Genomic DNA, 21,477 nt, shown 5'->3' with positions numbered 1-21,477 from the left:
TAAAAGCCCTAAAGTTCAATTTACGAACTTTAGGGCTTATTTTATGATATATGAGGTTCAATATGGACAATTGTCTCCACTTCACCAAGATGTTGTTGTAATTCAGTTTCAATGCGGTCTGAGATTTCATGACTTTCAATCACATTGAGTTGCGGATTCACTGATATTGTAACATCTATAAAAGACATTACACCGTGACTCCGTGCTTTAATATCTCTAATTTCATAGATACCATTAATTTGTGAGATAATAGTGTAAATTTCATCTAACGCATCTTCATCATAACCATCTGTAAGTGTAATTGCTGTCTCTTTAAATATATCGATGCTTGTTTTCATGATAAGTAAACCAATAATAATAGCGGCAATGGTATCTAACATTGGGACGCCCATATAAACGCCAATAACTCCAATGACCGTACCTATAGAGACTAAAGCATCAGATAAATTGTCATAGCTCGCCGCTTTTAAGGCACTGCTATTGACACGTCTAGACAGGTTTCGATTATAGATAAAGACCATAAACATTACAAGTGCTGATATTAAGCCCACGATGACTGCAGAATGACTCGGTTCATGAAAAGAGCCTTCATAAAAATGACGAATACCCGTCGTAATAACTTGAATACTCACCGCAAACATAATAAAAGCGGCGATCAGCGATGCAATAAATTCTGAGCGATAATGTCCATAAGGGTGATTTTTATCGACTGGTTTTTGTGAAATATATAATGCAATCAAGATTGCCACAGAGCTGATTACATCGGTCGCGTTATTAATACCATCTGCGGTTAAACCATGACTATTAGCTATCCAACCATATAAAATTTTCAAAATAGTTAAAGCAGTGTAGGTCACAATACTTAAATAAGCACCCTTTTTTGCTTGAGAAAGTTTATATTCTATTTGCACTTTCAACACTCCAAAATGTAACGTTCTATCATTATCCTACTAAAATCATTTAATTGCTAGTTTTTTATTTAAAGCAAGGCAAGATAATTTGAAAATAAGTGTATCATTACACTAAAAGAATTCTATTATCCTCCTAACCTTAAGAATACCATAAATTATCTAAAAACAATGTTAAAATATCTTAAATATAGTATTTAGCACTATTTATTTTTAATTTTAGGTGTTATGGTCTATGTAAGCAGTACTTTTTTTTAGCAGAAGAAATTCATAAAAATTTTTTAAATTGGAGGAAAGTCGAATGAACAACGAGATTAAACACACGCATAGTATTCGAAAATACAACATTGGTGCCGCATCTGTCGTTTTAGGGATGATCATCTTTTTAGGAAATATAGGTTCCGGTGATGCCCAAGCATCAGAGTCTGACAAGGATATTCAGAAGTCATCAAATCCGAATACAGAAATGCATACAAATTTAAAAAATAACAACATCACACAGCCCGCTTTAAACACGTCAGCTCAAACTGACAAAAGTACGCAACATCAACCTTCATCAGAATTAAAATCACCACAAACAGTGGATCAAGCAACTCAATCCACTCACGCAAATATAGACAAAACAACACCAAAAGTAAATCCGCAAGATCATCATCAATCAACAAAACCAAGTAAAACACCATCGCCACAAACACCTAAAAATAACCAAGTTAATCCACCAAAAGCGAAAGAAAATGTTATCGATGCATTAAAGCAGACAAAACCTGTTAAAGATATTAGAAACATTACGTCTAAAGTGAAAGTACAATCTGCGGAAATTAAAGAAGTGCATCAAGCAAATACTGATAAGAAGAATTTAAAACATATCAACCCACATAAAGGTGATAAACTTAAATTAAAATATCAATGGAAATTAGGGAAAGACGTTAAATCTGGAGATTATGTAGATATTCATTTATCTGACAATGTTAATACTAAAGGTGTTGTAGATAATCGTGTCCTTCCGAATATTAAAGAAGGTACGCATACAGTGGCAGTTGGTAAATTAGTTGATAACCATAAATTACGTTATACGTTTACAGATTATGTGAATCAACGTACAAATATTAACGTCTCTTTAAACTTAGATTTATATATTAATCGTCAAAATGTTTTAAATGATAGTAAACAAACAGTAATGGCAACGTTAGGAAATTTAAAAACTGAGCGCCAAATTAATGTAACTTATGATCAAGGCGCATCACAACATGGTGTAAAAGTGAATGGTACATTCAGCCATATCAACCCGGAAAAGAAAACGTTTGAACATATTACATATGTAACAAGTCAAACGGAAAAAGCAAAAAGTGGTTTGGTATCAGCAATGTTGGTACACGGTCAAGATTTAAAAGGTAAAACGTCAGTGAAAGTCTATGAATATATTGGTAAAGGATTAGTAAACCAAAGTTTAACTATTAATCCTCGTAATCAAAGCATGTTCAAAGATGTCACGTATCTTTTTGATAAAATGTTATTTACGAATTCGCATGGTTATCATCTTGAAGCAACACCATTAAACAGACAATATTTAATTGTGTTTAATGGTACATTTAATGAAAACGCCGATTCAATTAAATTTGATACGCAATTACTTGGCTTCAAGAATCCGTTAACAGAAGAAAAAGTTGCACATGTTGGATGGAGCAATCAAATAAAAGTGTTCAAAGACAACGTTACTGGAAGCGGAACAGCAATTTCAGCGCTTAAAGATTCTAAAATGGATGAAGATAAAGAAAAACCTAAAGGTGAAGACAAACCCCAAATTCAACCAAAACCTGAGGATAACAATAAAATGAAACCACAGGATCAAAATAAACCACCTAAAGATAAAAATGACGTACCAAAGCCTAAAGATGAGATGAAAAAACCAACACCTGAAAAACAACCAGACCATCAAATCAAACCGGAACAAGATAAAGATCATATGATGAAAAAACATCCACAACCGAACGTTCCGAAACCGATGCCAATGCCTAAAGAAGAAAAACAAGAACAACCTAAAGGCCCTAAAATGATACAAGACCGTCATCAAATGACGCCTCCTACAACAGGAGAGCAACCTATGATGAAAAATCATAAACGTACGCATGAAATGTCCCAAAAGAAAGCACAACAAAATGATAAACATATGAAATCAATGTTGCCTGAAACAGGACAGACGACGTATACAGAAACAACAACATTATTTGGTACATTGTTAGCAATTTTAGGATTAACAGCATTTGTCACACGCCGTAAAGAGAATAAGAATTAATAACTGTTTTACAGAAGGCTACTATACTCAATATACATCCCAGCATATCTATAAAAGCCTTACTATGTAATCAACTTCCTCCTCTATTTTCAATATATAGAGGGGGATTTTTAATGGACATTTAAAATAAATAACTATAATATTATATAATAGTTAAATGTTTATTGGAGACTTGAGGTGATTCAAATGTTAAAAACATTAATAATTTTAACAATAGTGTGGGTTGTCTATAGTCTGTTTAAATTAATATATATAAGTATGTGTAAAGTGTTAAAAAAGTTTAAGTACTTTCAAAATAATAATATGGTTCAAAATGGTTTATTAAGTGCAAATCAAAAATTTAATGTTGGAGATATCGTTATGATAGTTCTCATGACATATATGATATATAAAGCTATTTAAAATAACCAACGATGAAAAGGCAAAAGGTGAAGAAAATGAAGAAAGCAATTTTTGATTGGACCATTTCAGTCTTATTAGTAATTCTAACAGTATTTTTGGTGATGAAATTTTTATTCGTCACATATAACGTAAGCGGTTTGTCAATGTATCCTACATTTAATGACAAAGATAGAGTGATTGTTAGTAAAATCTCTAAAACATTCAATCATATCGAACGTGGTGATGTAATCGTCTTTCATCAACGACAAAACCAAGATTTTATTAAAAGGGTAATTGCGAAAGAAGGGGATACAGTAGCATATAAAAATGATGTACTGTATATCAATAATAAAGAAGTTAACGAACCTTATTTACGTTCTAACAAAATAAATAAAATGGGAATCCAATTAACGAATGATTTTTCATTAAAAGATATTAATGGCACAAAGGGAGGAACTATTCCCAAAGATCATTTTTTAGTGCTCGGTGATAACCGAGAAAACAGTGTGGACAGTAGAGACAAAAGTGTAGGATTGATTCAAAATGATCAAATTGTAGGTAAAGTTATTTTGAGATTTTTACCTTTAGATGCATGGCGTCATAATTTCACTTAATCAAGCACTGAAGTCTGTAATAGCGAAAAAGAAAGTTTTAATAAGAGAGCCTTAATTATTTTATATGAATAACGATAATTTGTAGTTCGCGTTTTAGTAATGCTTAATCAAATTTATATTGCTCTTTTGCTAATTTTCTGATTATAATAAGTTTATTAGGAAAAGGGGGATATATTATGAAGTTTAAGGGTTTAACAATGAAGATTGTCATTGCCTTAATTTTGGGGATAGCATTGGGGTCACTTTTTAATTTTTTTGAAGGCCAACAATGGGTTAAGTTTATAGATAAATATTTTCTAAATGTAATCGGACAAATTTTCTTAAATTTAATTTTCATGCTTGTTGTACCAGTCGTATTTGTATCAATTGTACTCGGTGTTATTGGTGTGGGTGATCCTAAATTATTAGGTGGCATCGGATTAAAAACGATGGTGTTCTTTTTAACAACGACAGCACTAGCAATTACGCTAGCAATGGTTTTAGCATTAATCGTTAAACCAGGTGCGGGCCATTCTGATTTATTGAAGAGCGAAGAAGTTGCGACGTATCAAAAGCAATTAGACAGTCAAAAAGCTGGTGCTGACTCACCAATGAATCAAACTTTTGATCAAACTTTAATCAATTTCTTCCCGAAAAATGCAGTACAAGCTATGACAGAAGGGAATATGCTTCAAATCATCACATTTGCTATCTTTATCGGTATCGGAATTATGATGGTGGGTGAAAAAGGTAAAATTGTACATAAATTCTTTGAACAATTTAATGAAGTGCTGATGTACATTATTTCAATGATAATGAATGTATTCGCGCCAATCGGTACATTTGGTTTGGTCGCACATGCCTTTACTGAAGCAGGGTTTGGTGCAATACGACAACTTGGATTGTACTTTGTAGTCGTTCTCGCTGCATTATTCATTCATTTCTTTGTTGTATACGGTGGTGCGATTAAATTCTTAGCTCGTAAAAGTCCAATGGAATTTTTCAAAGGTTTTTTACCAGCAATTACGGTAGGATTTGGTGGCTCAAGCTCAAATGCCGCATTACCTGTCTCAATGGAATGTACAAAACGTATGGGTGTACGTCCTGAAATTGCGTCCTTTGTACAACCTCTAGGTGCAACAATTAACATGGACGGTACAGCAATCATGCAAGGTGTTGCGACGATATTCATTGCCCAGTTAATGGGTGCAGATTTAACATTACTTCAATTAATTACCGTAGTTGCAATTGCAGTTATTGCGTCTGTAGGTACTGCTGGTGTTCCTGGAGTAGGTCTTATCATGTTAGCGATGGTTTTAACAGCTGTTGGGTTAAATCCTGCTGCAATAGGTATCATTTTAGGTATTGATCGCTTGTTAGATATGACTCGTACAGCGGTTAACATCACAGGTGATGCAGCATGTGCAGTAATTTTATCAGAACGTGAAGGTCGAAAATTAAAAGGTAATATGCATGTAGAATAATAAATATAGTAAACGCGTTGTCTCACATAGAGATAACGCGTTTTTTACTTATTAAACCGATGAATAAGCCATTTATATAATAGAGACATCAAAGAAAATACAACTAAGGGTAATAGACAATAGACAGTTACAACCAATGGATGAGCAGTCACCTTAAAAATAACGAAATACAATAGGAATAAAAAGATAGAAATTAACAAGCCAACCAAAGGTAAATAATGAAAATAAATGTTTAAATTTCTTAAAAATTGATGATTCAATGTAACCGCCTCCACTCATTTTTGGTGATATATTATGTAAGATTACACGTGAAGTTCGTAAAAACTCTTAAATTAATGCAAGGTTTAATTAATAATTAAGGTATATTTTAGGTTATTTGGAGATATAACTCAATGTTAAACCGGAGTTAAGTTACATTTCATATTTAGGCATTGTAAAACGTATTTCTGCATCATATACTTACTCAGGTGTAAATAGCTAAGTGCAAAAACTACTTTACTCAAAGTAGTTCTTTTTTTTGCATTTTTGTATCTACATAAAACTAAATGAACTTACAAGGAGACATTTTTATGATAAATAAACAAAGGAATGGAATTAGAAAATATAAAATAGGTGCAGCTTCAATTGCATTGGGGACAATGGTCGTTATTGGCGTCAATGAAAACAACGAAGCACATGCATCTGAAATACAAATGCAACATTCAAGTAATGAATCTTCAGAAAGCAATGTGCAGAACAATGCAGAACCACAACAACATAATGCTCCTGTAGAAACTTTAAAAGAAACACTTGTAGATACAAATCAAAAAATAAATGATGAACAAATACAGCAACCTATTCAACAAAATGAAGAAGAATGTTCAATCAGAAGAAATAGCTGAAAGAACAGAAACAATCATTCAAGATACAAATAGTAATACTTCTAAGCAAGAAGTAGATAAAAATAAAAAGGTTGTTATCCCTGAGCCTGAAACGACAACTGAAATTAATCATCCTAATGCTGTTACAGCACCTAAAGTAAATAGTGTTGACAAAATTAGAAGTTCTAATAATTTACAACGAACTGCTTTAAATGTAAATAAAGATGCTGGTAAAGATGTTTCTGAAAAAGTAGAAGTTATTAAAAGAACAATAACTACTAAGGATAAAAGTAAAAAAGTAAATCCTCACCAAGCTGGACGAATTACGGTTGATTATGAATTAATAATAGGTGATGATATCAAAAAAGATGATTATTTTGATATTAAGTTTAGTGAAAATGTAGATACTAATGGAGTTGGTTCTTATAAGGAGATGCCTGAAATAAAAGATGGTGGTCACGTTATAGCAACTAGTATTAGAATGAGCAATGGAGACGTTCGATATAAATTTACGGAATATGTAATTGGAACTGAATATGTCAAAGTTAAATTAAGTATCAATCTATTTTTCAAAACCTCAGTTGTATTAAAAGGCAGTAAGCAAAAAGTTACATCTACAATTGGTGATAATTCGATTGACAATGAATTTGATGTTGAGTATTTAAAAGAAAAAAAGATAAAAATATGTCAATTAACGGAAACATTGATAAACTTGACAAAGAAAACAGTAACATTACACACGTAACTTCTGTTAACACAGATAGTAAAAATTTAAATCATGTAGTAATTACTGGGAAACTTAGTGTAGGAGAAGTTAGTAAAAATAATATACCAAAAATAACAATTTATGAGTATACTGGAAGCGGAGCCTTATCTGAAAGTGGCTATTTTAATGAAAAAGATGGTAATTTTAAAGACGTGACTGCTTTAGTTAATGCAGCAAATGTAATAAGTTTGAATGAAAATGGATCTTTCACTATTTTTATTCAAAGCTTGAATAGTAAACCTTATATAATTAAATATGAAGCAAAGTATGATATAAAATCACAAAATTTAAATTTTCAAACTCAAATGTGTATAAATTACGACCTTAATTGGCTAACTTTAAATAATGAAGTAGAGTTTTATAAAAATAGTGCTTCAGGAGCAGGTAAATTTATTCCTATTATAGATGGTGGAAGAGTTGTGGATATAACTACTGATTCACCAATTATTGTTAAAGGTGAAAATAATGTTGATTTTGAATTTGAAATTGAAGAAACTATCGTTGAGAGCATTATAGGTAATAATAATGATGGTATTTTAGAAATAATAGAGGATAGTAAGCCCGATGTTATTACTGGTGAAAATTCAACGGATGAGATTATTGAAATAGAAGATTCTAATCCAGGCGGTGGGAAAGTAGATTACAACACTAATATTATAGATATCGATGAGGACAGTAATTTTGGTGAGGAAGATATTTATCATAATACAGATATCATTGACTTTGATGAAGATACCGCAACAGGCGTTGTAACTGGAGCGATTTCAGACCATACAACGATTGAAGATACGATGGAGTATACGAAAGATAATAATTTAATTGAACTCGTTGATGTTAACACGTTACCTCCAGCTATTACCGGTGAGGCTGAAGGCCCAATTATTGAAATTGATGAAAATCATAAAGTAGAAATCATTGATATTACTATGCCAATTGGAGAAGAAGGCAGAATTAAAGGTAAAATCGAAGAAACTGTTGAAAATAACGTCATCGATTTTGATACAGAATCAGGATCTGGTACGATTCATGGAAATATTACTGGTATCGTTGAAGAAATTGATGATAATCACGTTATTGATATTGAGCATGGTTTAGATTCCGAAAATGGCTCAATAGACATTAATGATACTGTGGAAGACACAATGATTGATAAACCTAGCATTGATAATCGTACTGAAAATCCAGTTATTATAGTTGAAAATACAATACCTAAGAATAATGGTTCGGTGAAAGGTATTATAGAAGAATTGGATATTACTAAAGTAGTATCACCAGTCATTGTACAAAAAGATAAAAAGAATATGCCTCAAGCGACAAAAAATGAAAATGTTGGTGTTGAAAAGAAAGTGCGCATAGGAAACGTTGCATCTCAAAAGAATAAAGATTTAATAATTAAAGATGAGAGAAAGATAAAATATAACTCAAACTCACAAGGATGTGATTCAGGTCGCGCTTGTGTAGTGAATGTTAAACCTAATTTCGAACCTATTTCTACTGTACCTCATACCTCTAATGATTCAGAAACACAACTTGAAACTTTACCTAATACTGGTCAAAATAATAACGAACAAGCGGTAGTATTTGGTGGCTTACTAAGTCTTTTAGGATTATCACAATTAAGAAGAAAAGGTAAAAAGACAATAGAGTAAAGTCATAAAGTAGGTAAAAAACAACCTTCTATACAGAGAATGGTGTTCAATGTACGTATTTCTTATTATAAAAACATCATGATTTTTATTATAAATATATAAATTTAATGAAAGTGTATGTGATATTAGCTAAAAAAATGTAAATTTCTCCAAAAATCTTTTTGACTACTCACGCACAATTATATATATTATTTAATAAGATAACAGCTTAGAAAGGACAATAAGATGAAGCATTTGACATATAAATATTTATTAGTTGTTTTATTACTAACTATGGGATTTTTTAGTGCATGTGATAACAAAGAGAAAAAACATGAAATTATTGCTTACGTAGACTTTAAATGTCCGCATTGTAAAAAATTTGATGAAAATATTATGTCTAAAATATCAAAATCGTATATAGATACTGATAAAGCGACAGTAACCTATGTTAATGCTGCATTGTTAGGAGATGAATCTCAATTAGGTTCAGCTGCGTCTCATGCAGTTAAAGATATGGCACCTGAAAAATATTTAGAATTCAAAAGTGCTATCTTTAAACATCAAGGTCCTATTAGTGAAATGTGGTTAACTGAAGCGTTTTTAGATAAAGAAATTGATAAATTGAAATTAAATGAAAAAGTGACACGATTGATCAAAAAGGCATATAAAGATAAAGATAGCCAAGCTTGGAAAGATATGAAAGCAGATCAAAAGAGAATTGAAAAAGAAAAGATTGAAGAAATACCATCTATAAAAATTGATGGTAAACTAGCTAAAAATGTTCACGATTATGAACATATTCAATCATTGTTAAATAAATAACATAATTGTTTTAGGATAAACGTGACCTAAGAATTAAATCTTATATGAAATATATGACGTCGACAAGGTGAATACTTTGTCGGCTTTTTTAAATTCTAAATTGAAATATTAGTAACGTTAAATATGAGAAAATTAGCAGCAACTAAGCTGCTTAAGAATAAATTAAGAAGTATTTTATACAATAATTAGATATAGAATATTGTTAATAAATACTTAAGATGAATTTAATTTTATAATATTGCAAAACAAAAAATGAGGCTATATAATTACTGACGTGTAAGATACCAAATTACATTAGCAATGATTAATACTGTTAATGTTTACTGTAATTTAAAGCATATCAAATTTTGAAGTTTGAAAAAATCTAAGAAGGCGGAGAAAATACTATGAACAACACACAAAGATACGGCATCAGAAAGTATAAAATCGGAGCAGCCTCTATTGCTTTAGGCACGGTAGTAGTAATAGGAATGGGCGATAGCAATGAAGCATCTGCTTCTGAACAACAAGTGAGTCACATTACTACGTCAACACACTCTGTTAAATCACATGTTGAAGAGCGAACAACACATACTGAAATTCACTCACTCCAGCAAAATGTTTCAAATGAAAATCTTCAAAAAGAAGCAATTCATACCTCAAAAGATAATGAAAAACAAGATGTATCACAGCAACAAACTTTCAAAAATGGACAACAAAAAGTATCTCAACATACTAAACCTGAAAATATTGTAGCAAAACCCGTTACACTTAAAGTTGTTGACGCACCACAAAAATTAGAAATGACAAAGAGTCAAGAACAACTTGCACAACATGAAAAAGGGCTAGATGTAACCGATAAACTGACGGTAATTAAGAGTGAAATCAAAGGTCATGAAGGTAAAAAAATTATCACGCCACACCAAGCAGAGCGCATTACATTAAATTATAAATGGAAATTTGATAATCGTATTAAATCAGGTGATCATTTCCATTTTAATATTAGTAATAATGTAGATACACAAGGCATTGCATTTAAGAAAAAAGTACCTGAAATAAAGGACAATAACCATGTTGTCGCTCGTGGAGAAGTATTAGAAAATAACAAAATTCGTTATACATTTACAGATTATGTGAATTACAAGAAAGATATTAATGCTGAATTGTCATTAAATTTATATTTCAATCCAGTAACTGTTCCTAATAAAGGAAGACAAACTGTTGTAGCAACATTAGGAAATAAAGAAACAAAAGCAACATTTAAAGTGAACTATCTTGATGGTGTACACGACAAAACTGGTTCTGGAGTAAAAGTAAATGGACGTATACACAAATTAGATAAAGAGAATCGTACATTTACTCATATTGCATATATTAATCCTGATCAAAAGCATTTAAATTCTGTAGATGTAGTCGGCTATTTCCGTAAAGGTGGCACAGTGGTGAGTCGTCCTAAAAACGTTCAAATATATGAATATGTTGGAAAACGACCATTAGCACAAAGTGTCTATGCAGACTTTAATACAGACGATTATAAGGAAGTAACCAAAAACGTAAATCTAATAGTTTATGATAATGGTCAATATAAAGCGAGATTAGGTGATTTAAATGGCAAAGCGTATATCATTCGTTTTGATGGCCAATATCTTGAAAATGCCAATGATTTGAGCTTTGCTACTGAATTGACAGGTCATCATTATGTTAATGGTTATTATCGTCCAACTAAACTCACATGGTTAAACGGTGTGACATTCTATTCTAATAACGCACATGGTAGTGGCCAAGATCGTTCATTTAATGGTCAAAGTGAGCATATTGATTTCACATATGATACTTATAAACCGGAACATCATACGCAGCAGGGAGTATTAAAAGAAAGTTATGATTCAAAACCAATTGTGTCGATAACTGAGTCTGGATCAGAATCCGGTCATGCAAAAGGTCAAATTGTAGAAACTGAAGATACAATGACAACGGATTATATTACAGAACAACATCTCATCGAGTATCAAGAAGAATTACATATTAAACGTGGTTCTCATAAAAACATATGGTTTGAAGAGGATACGAATGAAGACAAGCCTTCAATTCAAACAGGTGCGCATCATCCGATCAAAATACAAGACAATACGCTACCAAAAGTGAGTGGTGAAACTAAAGGGGTTATAACTGAAGAAGACTCGAAACCATCTCCTTTACCAAAACACTCTAATGAAAACAATTTAGAAGTACCTCAACCACCTGTAGCGCCAAAAGGTAATGAACAAATGGAAAAAGATCAGCACCAATCTGCACCTAAAATTAAAGATAATTCTAAAACAAAGCAACATCGTAAAATAAGTAAAGAAAAAATTAATCATCAAATGAAAGTTACACCTCAAATTAAAAGTGAAACACCTAAAAATAAGAAAGAAATCATTACAACACCGTCATTAAATGATAACCATCGTCAAGGTTCAACTGTAATGACTAAAAACATCAAAATGACACACAAAGATTATAAAGAATCACATCGACCATCCTTACCTGAAACTGGACAATCGTCTAACCATCATTCTTATATTATTGGAACGGTGTTGAGCTTCTTTGGATTCTCATTCATTGTTAGAAGAAAATGTGAAAAACGTCATTAAACACTATTTATATGTAAGTTAAATGAATAAACTTATATCATTATCAATGGACTAGGTGAAATTAATTGACCTAGTCTATTATTTTGCGAGAAAATTAAGAATATAATTTTATTGTAAGATAAATAATTTGTAAGGTATATCCATACTAAATATAAAGTTTGTTTGTTCTTGTGGATCATTAGGTCATTTGATTTAAGGGGGTATTTGTTTATGCATTCGCACATATTAATATTATGTTTTAAAAGTATTTAGAAGGGGTGAGAATATGAAAAAGGTGGTTATTATATTTTATATTATTTATCTTTTCAGTATACTATTCATAACATTAAATCCGTATTATATTCAAAATCATAAAGGTGCAGATATTGTAATTGTTATACATATGCTATCATTCGTTTTACTTTTTATCTCTATGACAATCGGTATATTTGATAAAGTGAGACGAGAGGAATGGCTATTAAGTGTTAAATTATCTTTAGTCATGATGTTTATTGTAACGCCGTTGTTAATGATTTTATATTTTATAGTTATTCCAGCAATTATGATAGGATTATCATAGATGCAATTATTATTAATGTTATAATTAAAATAAAAACATAAAATAAAAGTAATGTTTTTTAACGTGAGGTGTAGGAAGGTGAAACAACAAAACCAAGATGACTTTGATAAAACCATGGTTGAGTTAGGATGGTTAGATTTAATATTTTTAATCCCGTCTATGTTTATTTTCAGTGTTTTACCATCTGATACGATATGGGATATTATTTTATCTCTCATAATAATAATTTTCTTCTCCATTGGCGTCGCTGTTACATTTCAGTGGTTGTATCAACGTTTTAAAAATAGGAAAAAATAAACTTTCTAAAAGTTTAAAACACCTTTACTCCATAGCATACTCCCGCCTTAAAATGTTCTGTTAAACAAATCATTACAACATCAATAAAAAAACCGCTTAAAGCAGGGGTTGCTTTAGCGGTAAGTTTGTAAAATGCATTTTAAGATTGTCGGTTGCGACGCATTTTAACTTGAAAATGGTAAAATTCAAATATAATAATAATGATACATATTAATATGATTTTAAAGGATTCATTATGCCAACCCTTTAGCCATAAATCTATAAAAAAGATCATCACTGCAATTCCTGCAGCGCTAATATTAAAAATCCAATGTGTGCTTTGGTAAACCCCTATAACGATAAAGCAAGCTAAAATTAATGTGAGTAAAATAATAAAAAACATAATACACCTCAAAATGTATATCTATTCATTTTAAATTCATAAATTGATGTGCAATTGCATTGCATAATTTACAAATATTTTGGTTGCTTCTATTTTATTGAATAATAATATTAATAATAAGTCAATGCATTCATCTTAAACTTAAAGTTCTATAGTGCATCTTTAAGGCGATACTACAAGGTATTACAACATTTAATGAAATTTGCGTTCAACTGGATGTTTTTGATTTTTGCGACAATTGTGGCTATTTATAAATTATAATGTTTCTACAAAAACGCTCTTTTCATTTTTCGGATTTTGTATTAATATGTAATTTGTGTTTCAAGAATTGTGTAGAATTGCAATTACTTGTGTGCGGATAAATTTTAGACTAGAAAGGTAGTAATAGTAATGGATAGACAAAGTTTTACTGATTTAATTCAAATGAAATTTAAAATGGTGCGTATTGAAGCGGGGTATACGCAAGATACGATGGCCCAAACAATTGGTTTATCAAAAAAGACTTTAGTACAAATTGAAAAAGAACGCGTATTACCAAACTGGACAACATGCGTATCAATTTGTTCACTTTTTAGAGATTCAGAAGTACTTAATAGTACTTTTGGTTGTGATCCACTAGAAATGGTTCAAACGATTTCTCGCGGACAATCAGCATACCCAAATTATTCTACAATTAGTGATATTTATTGGGATACAATCGATACTAAAGGCGGTTATATCTTACAAAGTAATAAAGTCAGTGAACTGTACCGAATTTTAGACACTGAGAAACAACCTGTTTTCGGTACACCAAAGTTAAGAGAAGCAGAAACTTATTTTCAACGTAATGTGAAAGAAGATCTTATTCGCGCATAAATTATATACATTTAAAAGTTGACTCTTACCCCTGAGGAGTCAACTTTTTGTTTACTTATGGGTTAAATTGGCAATGGCTAAGAACAATATGAGTATCCTGTACATAAATAGATTTAAGTAATGAAAAAATAGCGACAAGGGAGCAAGCAGTTATGAAATTCTTTCTTATTGTTGTTTTTATGACAATTATAGGCGCCATTATCGGTGGTGTGACCAATATGATTGCGATAAAAATGTTATTTCATCCATTTAAACCGTATTATATTTTCGGCAAACGCATTCCTTTCACACCAGGATTAGTTCCGAAACGACGTGAAGAAATTGCGACTAAAATAGGTGACGTTGTAGAAACACATCTCTTAACAGAAGCATTAATACGCGAGAAATTATCAAGTCAAACAATGAAAGACACGATTCAAGAAGCGGTGCAACAACAAGTGAACGCATTGCAAGATGATGATATAACGGTTCAACGTATTTTCAAACGTTTTGATATTGATGTAGTCAATAAAGGTGAAAGTTGGCTTAAAAAGGTGCTTATCGCACGTTTAACGCATCAATATTCAGAAATTGCATCCAAACGGTTTAAAGATATTTTACCTTTATCGTTAATGGAGATGTTAGATCATAAAGTGGCTCAACTCGATTCACAATTATTGATTAAAGCGCGAAAGTATATCGCTTCAGATAAGGGGTATCGAGATATTTATGAAATGTTAGATGCTTTTTTTCATGAAAAAAGTCGTATACTCTCAGTTCTATTAATGTTTATGACTAAAGATGATTTGGCTGAACGTATTCAATCTGAATTATTGCGCCTGTCAAACCACCCTAAAGCACAACATATTATAAAAACACAAATTGTATCGGAATATGAAAACTTTAAATCATTAAAAGTTAAAGATGTCATCACATTAGCACAGTTTGAAAGTCATCGTAACGGATTTGTAAATGGATTAATACGCAAGTTAAATTTATCAAAACACTCGCAGCAACCTTTAAAAGAATTAGCACCTGAGCTTATGCAATATTTAATGCATGAAGGTTCAGCTAAAGTTACAGAACTTATCATTTTTTCTCTTGCACAACGTTTAACTCGTATACTAAAAAAAGTGAATATTTCAGGAATGGTAGAAGAACAAATTAATCGATTTGATTTAGATTATATTGAACAGCTTATTTTTGACATCGCGAATAAAGAATTAAAATTAATTATGTTACTAGGATTTATATTAGGTGGAATGATTGGATTTTTCCAAGGATTGGTTGCAATTTTTGTATAACCTTTAAAAATATGGTATTGTAAGCAAGGAGTGAGATTGGTTGGTAAATCCAATCTTCTAACAAACAACTTAAGGAGAGATTCCAATGGCTGTAAATTTATATGATTACGCAAACAAATTAGAGCAAGCATTACGTGAAAGCGATGAATACAAAGCAATTAAAGATGCATATGCTAAAGTAAACGCAGATGAAAATTCAAAAAAATTATTTGATGAATTCCGCGAAACTCAATTAAGTTTCCAACAAAAACAAATGCAAGGTGAAGAAATCTCAGAAGAAGATTTACAAAAAGCGCAAGAACAAGCGCAACAAATCGAACAAGATCAAAACATCTCTGAATTAATGAATGCTGAGCAAAAAATGAGCCAAGTATTCCAAGAAATTAACCAAATCATCGTAAAACCTTTAGATGAAATTTACGCTGACTAATAAAAAATGAAAAAAACAGGAAGAATGCATCTGGTATTCTTCCTGTTTTTTTAATATTTATGAGCGTTACACAAATTCTTTGAGATATGCCAAATAACACATTTTTTCAAATCAATAGAGCGATGTTTCTTAACAGAAACTCATCACATAAATCTACAAAAATATGATAAAATAAATGAATACATAACATGTAAAAAGGCTTGTTAAAGATTCTTATAAAGGAGTATGCAGTCATGGTTAAATTTTTGCATTGTGCAGATTTACATTTAGATAGTCCATTTGCCTCCAAACAATTTTTAAGTCCTAATATTCTTAAAGATGTTGAAAATAGTGCATATGAAAGTTTTAAAACAATTGTAGATTTAGCTTTACGTGAAGAAGTTGATTTTATTGTTATTAGTGGCGATTTATTTGATTCTGAAAACAGAACCTTAAAAGCAGAAGTGTTTTTAAAAGAACAATTTGAAAGATTAAACAAGGAACAAATATTTGTTTATATGATTCATGGTAATCATGACCCACTCTCTGACGCACTTATATCAGATTGGCCTCAAAACGTCACTGTATTTTCTAACAAAGTAGAAACGTATCAAACGATAACAAAAAATGGTGAGAAAGTTCACTTACATGGCTTTAGTTATCAACATAATGAGAGTTATGAAAATAAAATTGATGATTATCCTACAAGTGAAAGTCATCATACGATTAATATTGGTTTACTTCATGGAACGTACAGTAAATCGGGTGTTTCTGACCGCTATACTGAATTTCGTTTAGAGGATTTAAATGCAAAAATGTATCATTATTGGGCATTAGGGCATATCCATAAGCGAGATCAATTAAATGATCTACCTCAAATTCATTATCCTGGCAATATACAAGGTCGTCATTTTAATGAACAAGGTGAAAAAGGGTGTCTTATTGTAGAAGGTGACCATGTTGAATTACGAACACGCTTTGTGCCAACACAATTTATTCGTTTTGAATCTGCGGTGATTGAAACGGATCAAATTAATCAACATCATCTATACGAAAAAATACAAGCATTTAAAGCGCGTGTGAGACCTGAAGGCCGTGCGTTTTACCGTTTACGCTTAGATGTAAGTGGTGATGAGAGAATTGATCCCCAAACACTCGTACAGCTTAATGAAATGATTACTGAATATGAAGAAAATGAGCAACATTTTGTTTTAATTGATGAATTAACTGTGAACTACACAGAACTAGAAAAAACTTCAATTATGAAAGAGTTTTCTCAAGATATCGTAGCGCAAGACAGTGTTTTTGAGCGTGCTTTAAGTGATTTATATATGAATCCCAAAACGTCACGATACTTAAATAATTTTACAGACTTAGATCGGAAAGCACTTATCACACGAGCTGAAGAAATTATCGATGCAGAGCTAAAAGGGGGCAATTAAACCATGAAAATAAAATCTGTAGAAATTTATGGCTATGGTCAGTTTGTCCAACGTAAAGTTGAATTTAATGAGAATTTTACTGAAATATACGGGGAAAATGAAGCAGGTAAATCTACATTGCAAGCGTTTATCCATTCGATATTATTTGGTTTTCCTACAAAGCGTGAAAATGAACCGCGTTTAGAGCCACGTATGGGGAATCATTATGGTGGCCGTGTTACTTTGAAAATGGATGATGGATCTTTAGTTGATGTGGAACGTGTCAAAGGTCGAGCGCAAGGTGATGTAAAAGTCTTTTTACCTAACGGAGCAATAAAAGATGAAACTTGGCTTCAGCAAAATTTAAATTTTATTAATAAACGTACATATCAAGATATTTTTTCATTCAGTGTCATGGGGTTACAAGATATTCATCAAAATATGAATGAACAACAACTTCAAAATTACTTAATGCAAGCCGGTGCTCTAGGATCAACGGAATTTATAGGTATGCGTGATTTGATTCATCAAAAGAAACAATCTTTATATAAAAAGTCAGGCCAAAATCCTCAAATTAATAGACAAGTTGAGGAATTAAAACAACTTGAAGCGCAAATTCGCGATGAATCCGCTAAACTTGAAACGTACCAACGAATGACTGATGAGCGGGAAAAAGCAGCACGAAGATTGGAACATGTAAAAACAAATTTAAATCAACTCACAGGCTTTTTTGAAACAAAACAAAAAGAAATCGCATTACATGATCAAGTTCAAGAATGGAAAGGTTTAGAAGCGGATTTAAACGTTGAACCGTTAGAATTTCCAGAACAAGGTATCGATCGATATGAAAATGCAAAATTTCAAACCGAACAATTAAAACGTGATATCGGGTTAAGAAATGAAAAGTATCAGCAACTATCATATGAAAATGAACAATTATATATACCATCTGACGAATTATCCCAATCATTAGAAAATATTGCTAAAAAAGAAGAATCGATTAAACAAACCACTATGGATTTGCGCCAAACTGAACGAGAAATTGAACACACAGAACGACAAATCGATGGTTTAATGTCAAATATTGGTTGGCAAGCGATTGATAGTGATATTGATACTTCAGATATTCGCAAGAGCGATTTGAGCGATGCGTTAAAAGAAAAACGCGATTTAAATTATGCTGTCCAACAATTACAACAAAACTATGAAAGTATGGAAGTGGATCAACAATCTTCACAAACAGAATTAGAAGAGTTGAAATCACAACTTGTATCTGAAGAAAACTTTGCTAAAAAGAAAGAATACGATAAGCGTGCGTTGGAGTTACGTGAAAAGAAAAATCTTTTCTCTAAAATGAAGGAAGCTTTTGAAACAGAACAGCTGCAAAAAGAAAAGCAACAAAAATCTTTGCGTATTGCAATGATTATTTTGGCTGTTATTTCAGTAGGACTTGCAGTCTTTTCATTCGTTTCACAAACGATGTTATTTGCTATTGTTTTTGCTGTATTAGCCGTCATTTTTGTCATCGGTTGCTTTGCTATTAAGACTAAAACTGAAGGCCATACTGAACGTTTTTCTGATGAAATTAATCAATTAGAAAAAGAAGTTGCACGTTTAGAACAAGAATATGATTTGAATTTTGATTTAGCAGATCAATATCAGTTAAGAGATCAAATTCATCAACGTGAGCAACAATTTATTGTCTTGAATACAAAACAAAAACACATCGCGCAACAATTAGAAGCTTCTGAAGCTGATTTACAACAAGTCTCTCAGAAACTAACGCAAGCGAAAGCAGAGATGCATGTTTCTGAAAAATTATCAGATGATTTATTAATAGATGCGATGATGACAATTCATCAAATCAAAGAACATCATGCGCATTTACAAACATTAGTTTTAAAGCAACAACAATTAACCCAATCATTAAATGCATTTTATGATGAGGCACAAAAGCAAGTGACAGATGCGCTTCCAGAGACAGATAATGAAGCATTATTTCATGATGTGAGAGCGTGGGTGTCACGTACGAATAGTAATCGTGTGCAACATGAACGCAATCAAGAACAAATGACATTACTTGAAAAAGAACTTAAACATTTGACTCACAGATTGAATGAGAATAAATCTATTATTCAAAAGTTATTTAACTTTATCGGTGCGATTGATGAAGAGAGTTATTATCGTCATCACGATAACTACCAAACTTACCATCAACGATTATCACGCTTTAATGATTTAACAAAGTATTTAGAAAATCAAAATTACGGGTATGAAGAAAGCTCAAAATTAAGTGAGAAAACGTCTGCACAATTACAAGATGATTATGATAAATTATCAACTCAAATTGATGATTATAATCAACGTTATTTAACACTTCAAAGTGAGGTCAGTGACTTAAATGCGCAAATCAATCATATGGAAACGGACGATACATTACGTCATTTGCGTCATCGTTACCAATTATTGCGCAATCAACTGAACGCTACAGCTGAAGATTGGGCAGCATTAAGTTATTTAGAAGCACTTGTTGATGAGCATATTAAGCAAATTAAAGATAAACGATTGCCACAAGTTGTCGATGTGGCAACGCAAATTTATCATGAGTTGACAGCAGGGCAATATATTCAAGTTACGTATCAAAATGAACAAGTAATGGTAAAACATCGAGATGGTCAAATGTATCAACCTATTGAACTGAGTCAGTCTACAAAAGAACTATTATATATTTCGTTACGTTTGAGTTTAATAAAAATATTAAAACCATACTACTCCTTACCGATTATTATCGATGACGCCTTTGTACATTTTGATGTGACACGTCGTCAAAGAATGATGAAATTTTTAAGAGCATTACCTGATGCGTACCAAGTCTTATACTTTACATGCGCTAAAGATAATCATATTCCTTCAAAACAACTGGTTACGCTTGAAAAAATAGAGAAACATTAGTGAGAAAGGCGTTTTATTATGAGAAATGTAGAAAAATTGCAACCAGGAGATGCCGTGGATCAATTTTTCCTCGTGCATAAAGCAACACAAGGTGTAACAGCTCAAGGCAAAGATTATATGACGTTACACTTGCAAGATAAAAGTGGTGAAATTGAAGCAAAAGTTTGGACCGTTACTAAAGAAGATATGGCCACTTTGAAACCCGAGTTAATTATTCATGTGAAAGGTGACGTAATCAATTATCGTGGTCGTAAGCAAATGAAAGTGAACCAGTTTCGTGTTGCGACTGAAGCGGATGGTTTCAAAACACAAGACTTTATAGATGGTGCGCCGATGCCAGTTGATGAGATTAAATCTGAATTGCAATCCTTCATATTTGAAATGGAAAATGCGCATCTACAACGTATTACGCGTCATTTATTACAAAAGCATGAAGAGGCATTTTTTACGTATCCGGCAGCAAGTTCCCATCACCACAACTTTGTAAGTGGGTTAAGTTATCATGTCTTAACAATGTTAAAAATTGCCAAAGGTTTATGCGCGATTTATCCTGAATTAAATAAAAGTTTACTTTATAGTGGTATTATTTTGCACGATATGGGGAAGGTGAGAGAACTTTCAGGGCCTATCGCTACAAGTTATACGCTTGAAGGTAACTTACTTGGACATATTTCAATTGCGAGTGAAGAAGTGGCGGAAGCTGCAAAAGAGCTTGGCATTGATGGAGAAGAAGTGCTATTGCTACGGCACCTAATTCTCGCGCATCATGGTAAATTAGAGTATGGTTCACCTAAATTACCACATGTAAAAGAAGCTGAAATTTTACATTTTATTGATAATATAGATGCGAGAATGAACATGTTTGAAAAAGCGTTTAAAAAAATAGAGAAAGGTCAATTTACAGAACGTATTTTTGGCTTAGAAAATCGCCAATTTTATAAACCTGAAAAATTAGACTGAATTGGATAG

The 21,477-nt window shown here is 31.8% G+C and carries 17 protein-coding genes; 16 read left to right on the top strand and 1 reads right to left on the bottom strand.

The window, feature by feature from the left end:
• Positions 1-41 precede the first annotated feature (41 nt).
• Positions 42-911 (bottom strand): cation diffusion facilitator family transporter, encoded by an 870-nt coding sequence (locus G8Y85_RS05670; RefSeq protein ID WP_105996406.1) that lies wholly within the window; start codon positions 909-911, stop codon positions 42-44.
• Positions 912-1,209: 298 nt separating this feature from the next.
• On the opposite strand from G8Y85_RS05670, the gene G8Y85_RS05665 reads away from it, so the two are divergent.
• The 16 genes from G8Y85_RS05665 to yhaM all read left to right on the top strand — a co-directional run bounded on the left by G8Y85_RS05665 (position 1,210) and on the right by yhaM (position 21,468).
• On the top strand, positions 1,210-3,201 hold the full coding sequence (locus G8Y85_RS05665) for an Ig-like domain-containing protein (protein ID WP_165805558.1): 1,992 nt from the start codon (positions 1,210-1,212) through the stop codon (positions 3,199-3,201).
• A gap of 437 nt (positions 3,202-3,638) precedes the next feature.
• On the top strand, positions 3,639-4,196 hold the full coding sequence (gene lepB, locus G8Y85_RS05660) for a signal peptidase I (RefSeq protein ID WP_103346436.1): 558 nt from the start codon (positions 3,639-3,641) through the stop codon (positions 4,194-4,196).
• Between the two features lie 176 nt (positions 4,197-4,372).
• Entirely contained in the window at positions 4,373-5,659 is a 1,287-nt protein-coding gene (locus tag G8Y85_RS05655; protein WP_060551386.1) for a dicarboxylate/amino acid:cation symporter, read from the top strand.
• Positions 5,660-6,228: 569 nt separating this feature from the next.
• On the top strand, positions 6,229-6,540 hold the full coding sequence (locus G8Y85_RS05650) for a YSIRK-type signal peptide-containing protein (protein WP_165805557.1): 312 nt from the start codon (positions 6,229-6,231) through the stop codon (positions 6,538-6,540).
• The gene (locus G8Y85_RS05645; RefSeq protein ID WP_165805556.1) at positions 6,506-7,264 is read left to right on the top strand and encodes an Ig-like domain-containing protein; all 759 of its coding nucleotides are present in this window, start codon (positions 6,506-6,508) and stop codon (positions 7,262-7,264) included. Before G8Y85_RS05650 ends, G8Y85_RS05645 begins: the two co-directional genes overlap by 35 nt.
• Entirely contained in the window at positions 7,204-8,934 is a 1,731-nt protein-coding gene (locus G8Y85_RS05640; RefSeq protein ID WP_165805561.1) for a fibrinogen-binding adhesin SdrG C-terminal domain-containing protein, read from the top strand. The genes G8Y85_RS05645 and G8Y85_RS05640 overlap by 61 nt, the downstream gene beginning before the upstream one ends.
• A 225-nt stretch (positions 8,935-9,159) precedes the next feature.
• A complete protein-coding gene (locus G8Y85_RS05635; RefSeq protein WP_060551382.1) occupies positions 9,160-9,738 on the top strand; it encodes a DsbA family protein in 579 nt (192 codons plus the stop codon).
• Positions 9,739-10,124: 386 nt separating this feature from the next.
• Positions 10,125-12,350 carry a fibrinogen-binding adhesin SdrG C-terminal domain-containing protein gene (locus tag G8Y85_RS05630; RefSeq protein WP_165805555.1) on the top strand — a complete coding sequence of 742 codons (2,226 nt, stop codon included), beginning with the start codon at positions 10,125-10,127 and terminating at the stop codon, positions 12,348-12,350.
• 265 nt (positions 12,351-12,615) lie between these two features.
• Entirely contained in the window at positions 12,616-12,909 is a 294-nt protein-coding gene (locus G8Y85_RS05625) for a hypothetical protein (protein ID WP_060551380.1), read from the top strand.
• A 78-nt stretch (positions 12,910-12,987) separates the two neighbouring features.
• Positions 12,988-13,206 (top strand): DUF6007 family protein, encoded by a 219-nt coding sequence (locus G8Y85_RS05620; protein WP_240928865.1) that lies wholly within the window; start codon positions 12,988-12,990, stop codon positions 13,204-13,206.
• A 772-nt stretch (positions 13,207-13,978) separates the two neighbouring features.
• The gene (gene xdrA, locus G8Y85_RS05615) at positions 13,979-14,443 is read left to right on the top strand and encodes an XRE family transcriptional regulator XdrA (protein WP_037567599.1); all 465 of its coding nucleotides are present in this window, start codon (positions 13,979-13,981) and stop codon (positions 14,441-14,443) included.
• Positions 14,444-14,595: 152 nt separating this feature from the next.
• Positions 14,596-15,726, top strand: a complete 1,131-nt coding sequence (locus G8Y85_RS05610; protein WP_107368986.1) for a DUF445 domain-containing protein — start codon at positions 14,596-14,598, stop codon at positions 15,724-15,726.
• Between the two features lie 85 nt (positions 15,727-15,811).
• On the top strand, positions 15,812-16,156 hold the full coding sequence (locus tag G8Y85_RS05605) for a YlbF/YmcA family competence regulator (protein WP_037567596.1): 345 nt from the start codon (positions 15,812-15,814) through the stop codon (positions 16,154-16,156).
• A gap of 233 nt (positions 16,157-16,389) precedes the next feature.
• Positions 16,390-17,577, top strand: a complete 1,188-nt coding sequence (locus G8Y85_RS05600) for a metallophosphoesterase family protein (RefSeq protein WP_060551377.1) — start codon at positions 16,390-16,392, stop codon at positions 17,575-17,577.
• A 3-nt stretch (positions 17,578-17,580) separates the two neighbouring features.
• Complete coding sequence (locus tag G8Y85_RS05595) at positions 17,581-20,508, top strand: ATP-binding protein (protein ID WP_165805554.1); 2,928 nt, start codon at positions 17,581-17,583, stop codon at positions 20,506-20,508.
• A gap of 18 nt (positions 20,509-20,526) precedes the next feature.
• Positions 20,527-21,468 (top strand): 3'-5' exoribonuclease YhaM, encoded by a 942-nt coding sequence (yhaM, locus tag G8Y85_RS05590; RefSeq protein ID WP_060551375.1) that lies wholly within the window; start codon positions 20,527-20,529, stop codon positions 21,466-21,468.
• Positions 21,469-21,477: the final 9 nt, after the last annotated feature.

The organism is Staphylococcus sp. 11007852, assembly GCF_011394325.1.
Taxonomy (GTDB): Bacteria; Bacillota; Bacilli; order Staphylococcales; family Staphylococcaceae; genus Staphylococcus; species Staphylococcus agnetis.
This window is presented reverse-complemented; position numbering and strand designations above follow the sequence as displayed.

Excerpts from the sequence above, each read along its gene's own strand:
- G8Y85_RS05665 (WP_165805558.1), top strand. The coding sequence starts at position 1,210 with ATGAACAACGAGATTAAACACACGCATAGTATTCGAAAATACAACATT.
- lepB (WP_103346436.1), top strand. The coding sequence starts at position 3,639 with ATGAAGAAAGCAATTTTTGATTGGACCATTTCAGTCTTATTAGTAATT.
- G8Y85_RS05655 (WP_060551386.1), top strand. The coding sequence starts at position 4,373 with ATGAAGTTTAAGGGTTTAACAATGAAGATTGTCATTGCCTTAATTTTG.
- G8Y85_RS05650 (WP_165805557.1), top strand. The coding sequence starts at position 6,229 with ATGATAAATAAACAAAGGAATGGAATTAGAAAATATAAAATAGGTGCA.
- G8Y85_RS05645 (WP_165805556.1), top strand. The coding sequence starts at position 6,506 with ATGAAGAAGAATGTTCAATCAGAAGAAATAGCTGAAAGAACAGAAACA.
- G8Y85_RS05640 (WP_165805561.1), top strand. The coding sequence starts at position 7,204 with ATGTCAATTAACGGAAACATTGATAAACTTGACAAAGAAAACAGTAAC.
- G8Y85_RS05635 (WP_060551382.1), top strand. The coding sequence starts at position 9,160 with ATGAAGCATTTGACATATAAATATTTATTAGTTGTTTTATTACTAACT.
- G8Y85_RS05630 (WP_165805555.1), top strand. The coding sequence starts at position 10,125 with ATGAACAACACACAAAGATACGGCATCAGAAAGTATAAAATCGGAGCA.
- G8Y85_RS05625 (WP_060551380.1), top strand. The coding sequence starts at position 12,616 with ATGAAAAAGGTGGTTATTATATTTTATATTATTTATCTTTTCAGTATA.
- xdrA (WP_037567599.1), top strand. The coding sequence starts at position 13,979 with ATGGATAGACAAAGTTTTACTGATTTAATTCAAATGAAATTTAAAATG.
- G8Y85_RS05610 (WP_107368986.1), top strand. The coding sequence starts at position 14,596 with ATGAAATTCTTTCTTATTGTTGTTTTTATGACAATTATAGGCGCCATT.
- G8Y85_RS05605 (WP_037567596.1), top strand. The coding sequence starts at position 15,812 with ATGGCTGTAAATTTATATGATTACGCAAACAAATTAGAGCAAGCATTA.
- G8Y85_RS05600 (WP_060551377.1), top strand. The coding sequence starts at position 16,390 with ATGGTTAAATTTTTGCATTGTGCAGATTTACATTTAGATAGTCCATTT.
- G8Y85_RS05595 (WP_165805554.1), top strand. The coding sequence starts at position 17,581 with ATGAAAATAAAATCTGTAGAAATTTATGGCTATGGTCAGTTTGTCCAA.
- yhaM (WP_060551375.1), top strand. The coding sequence starts at position 20,527 with ATGAGAAATGTAGAAAAATTGCAACCAGGAGATGCCGTGGATCAATTT.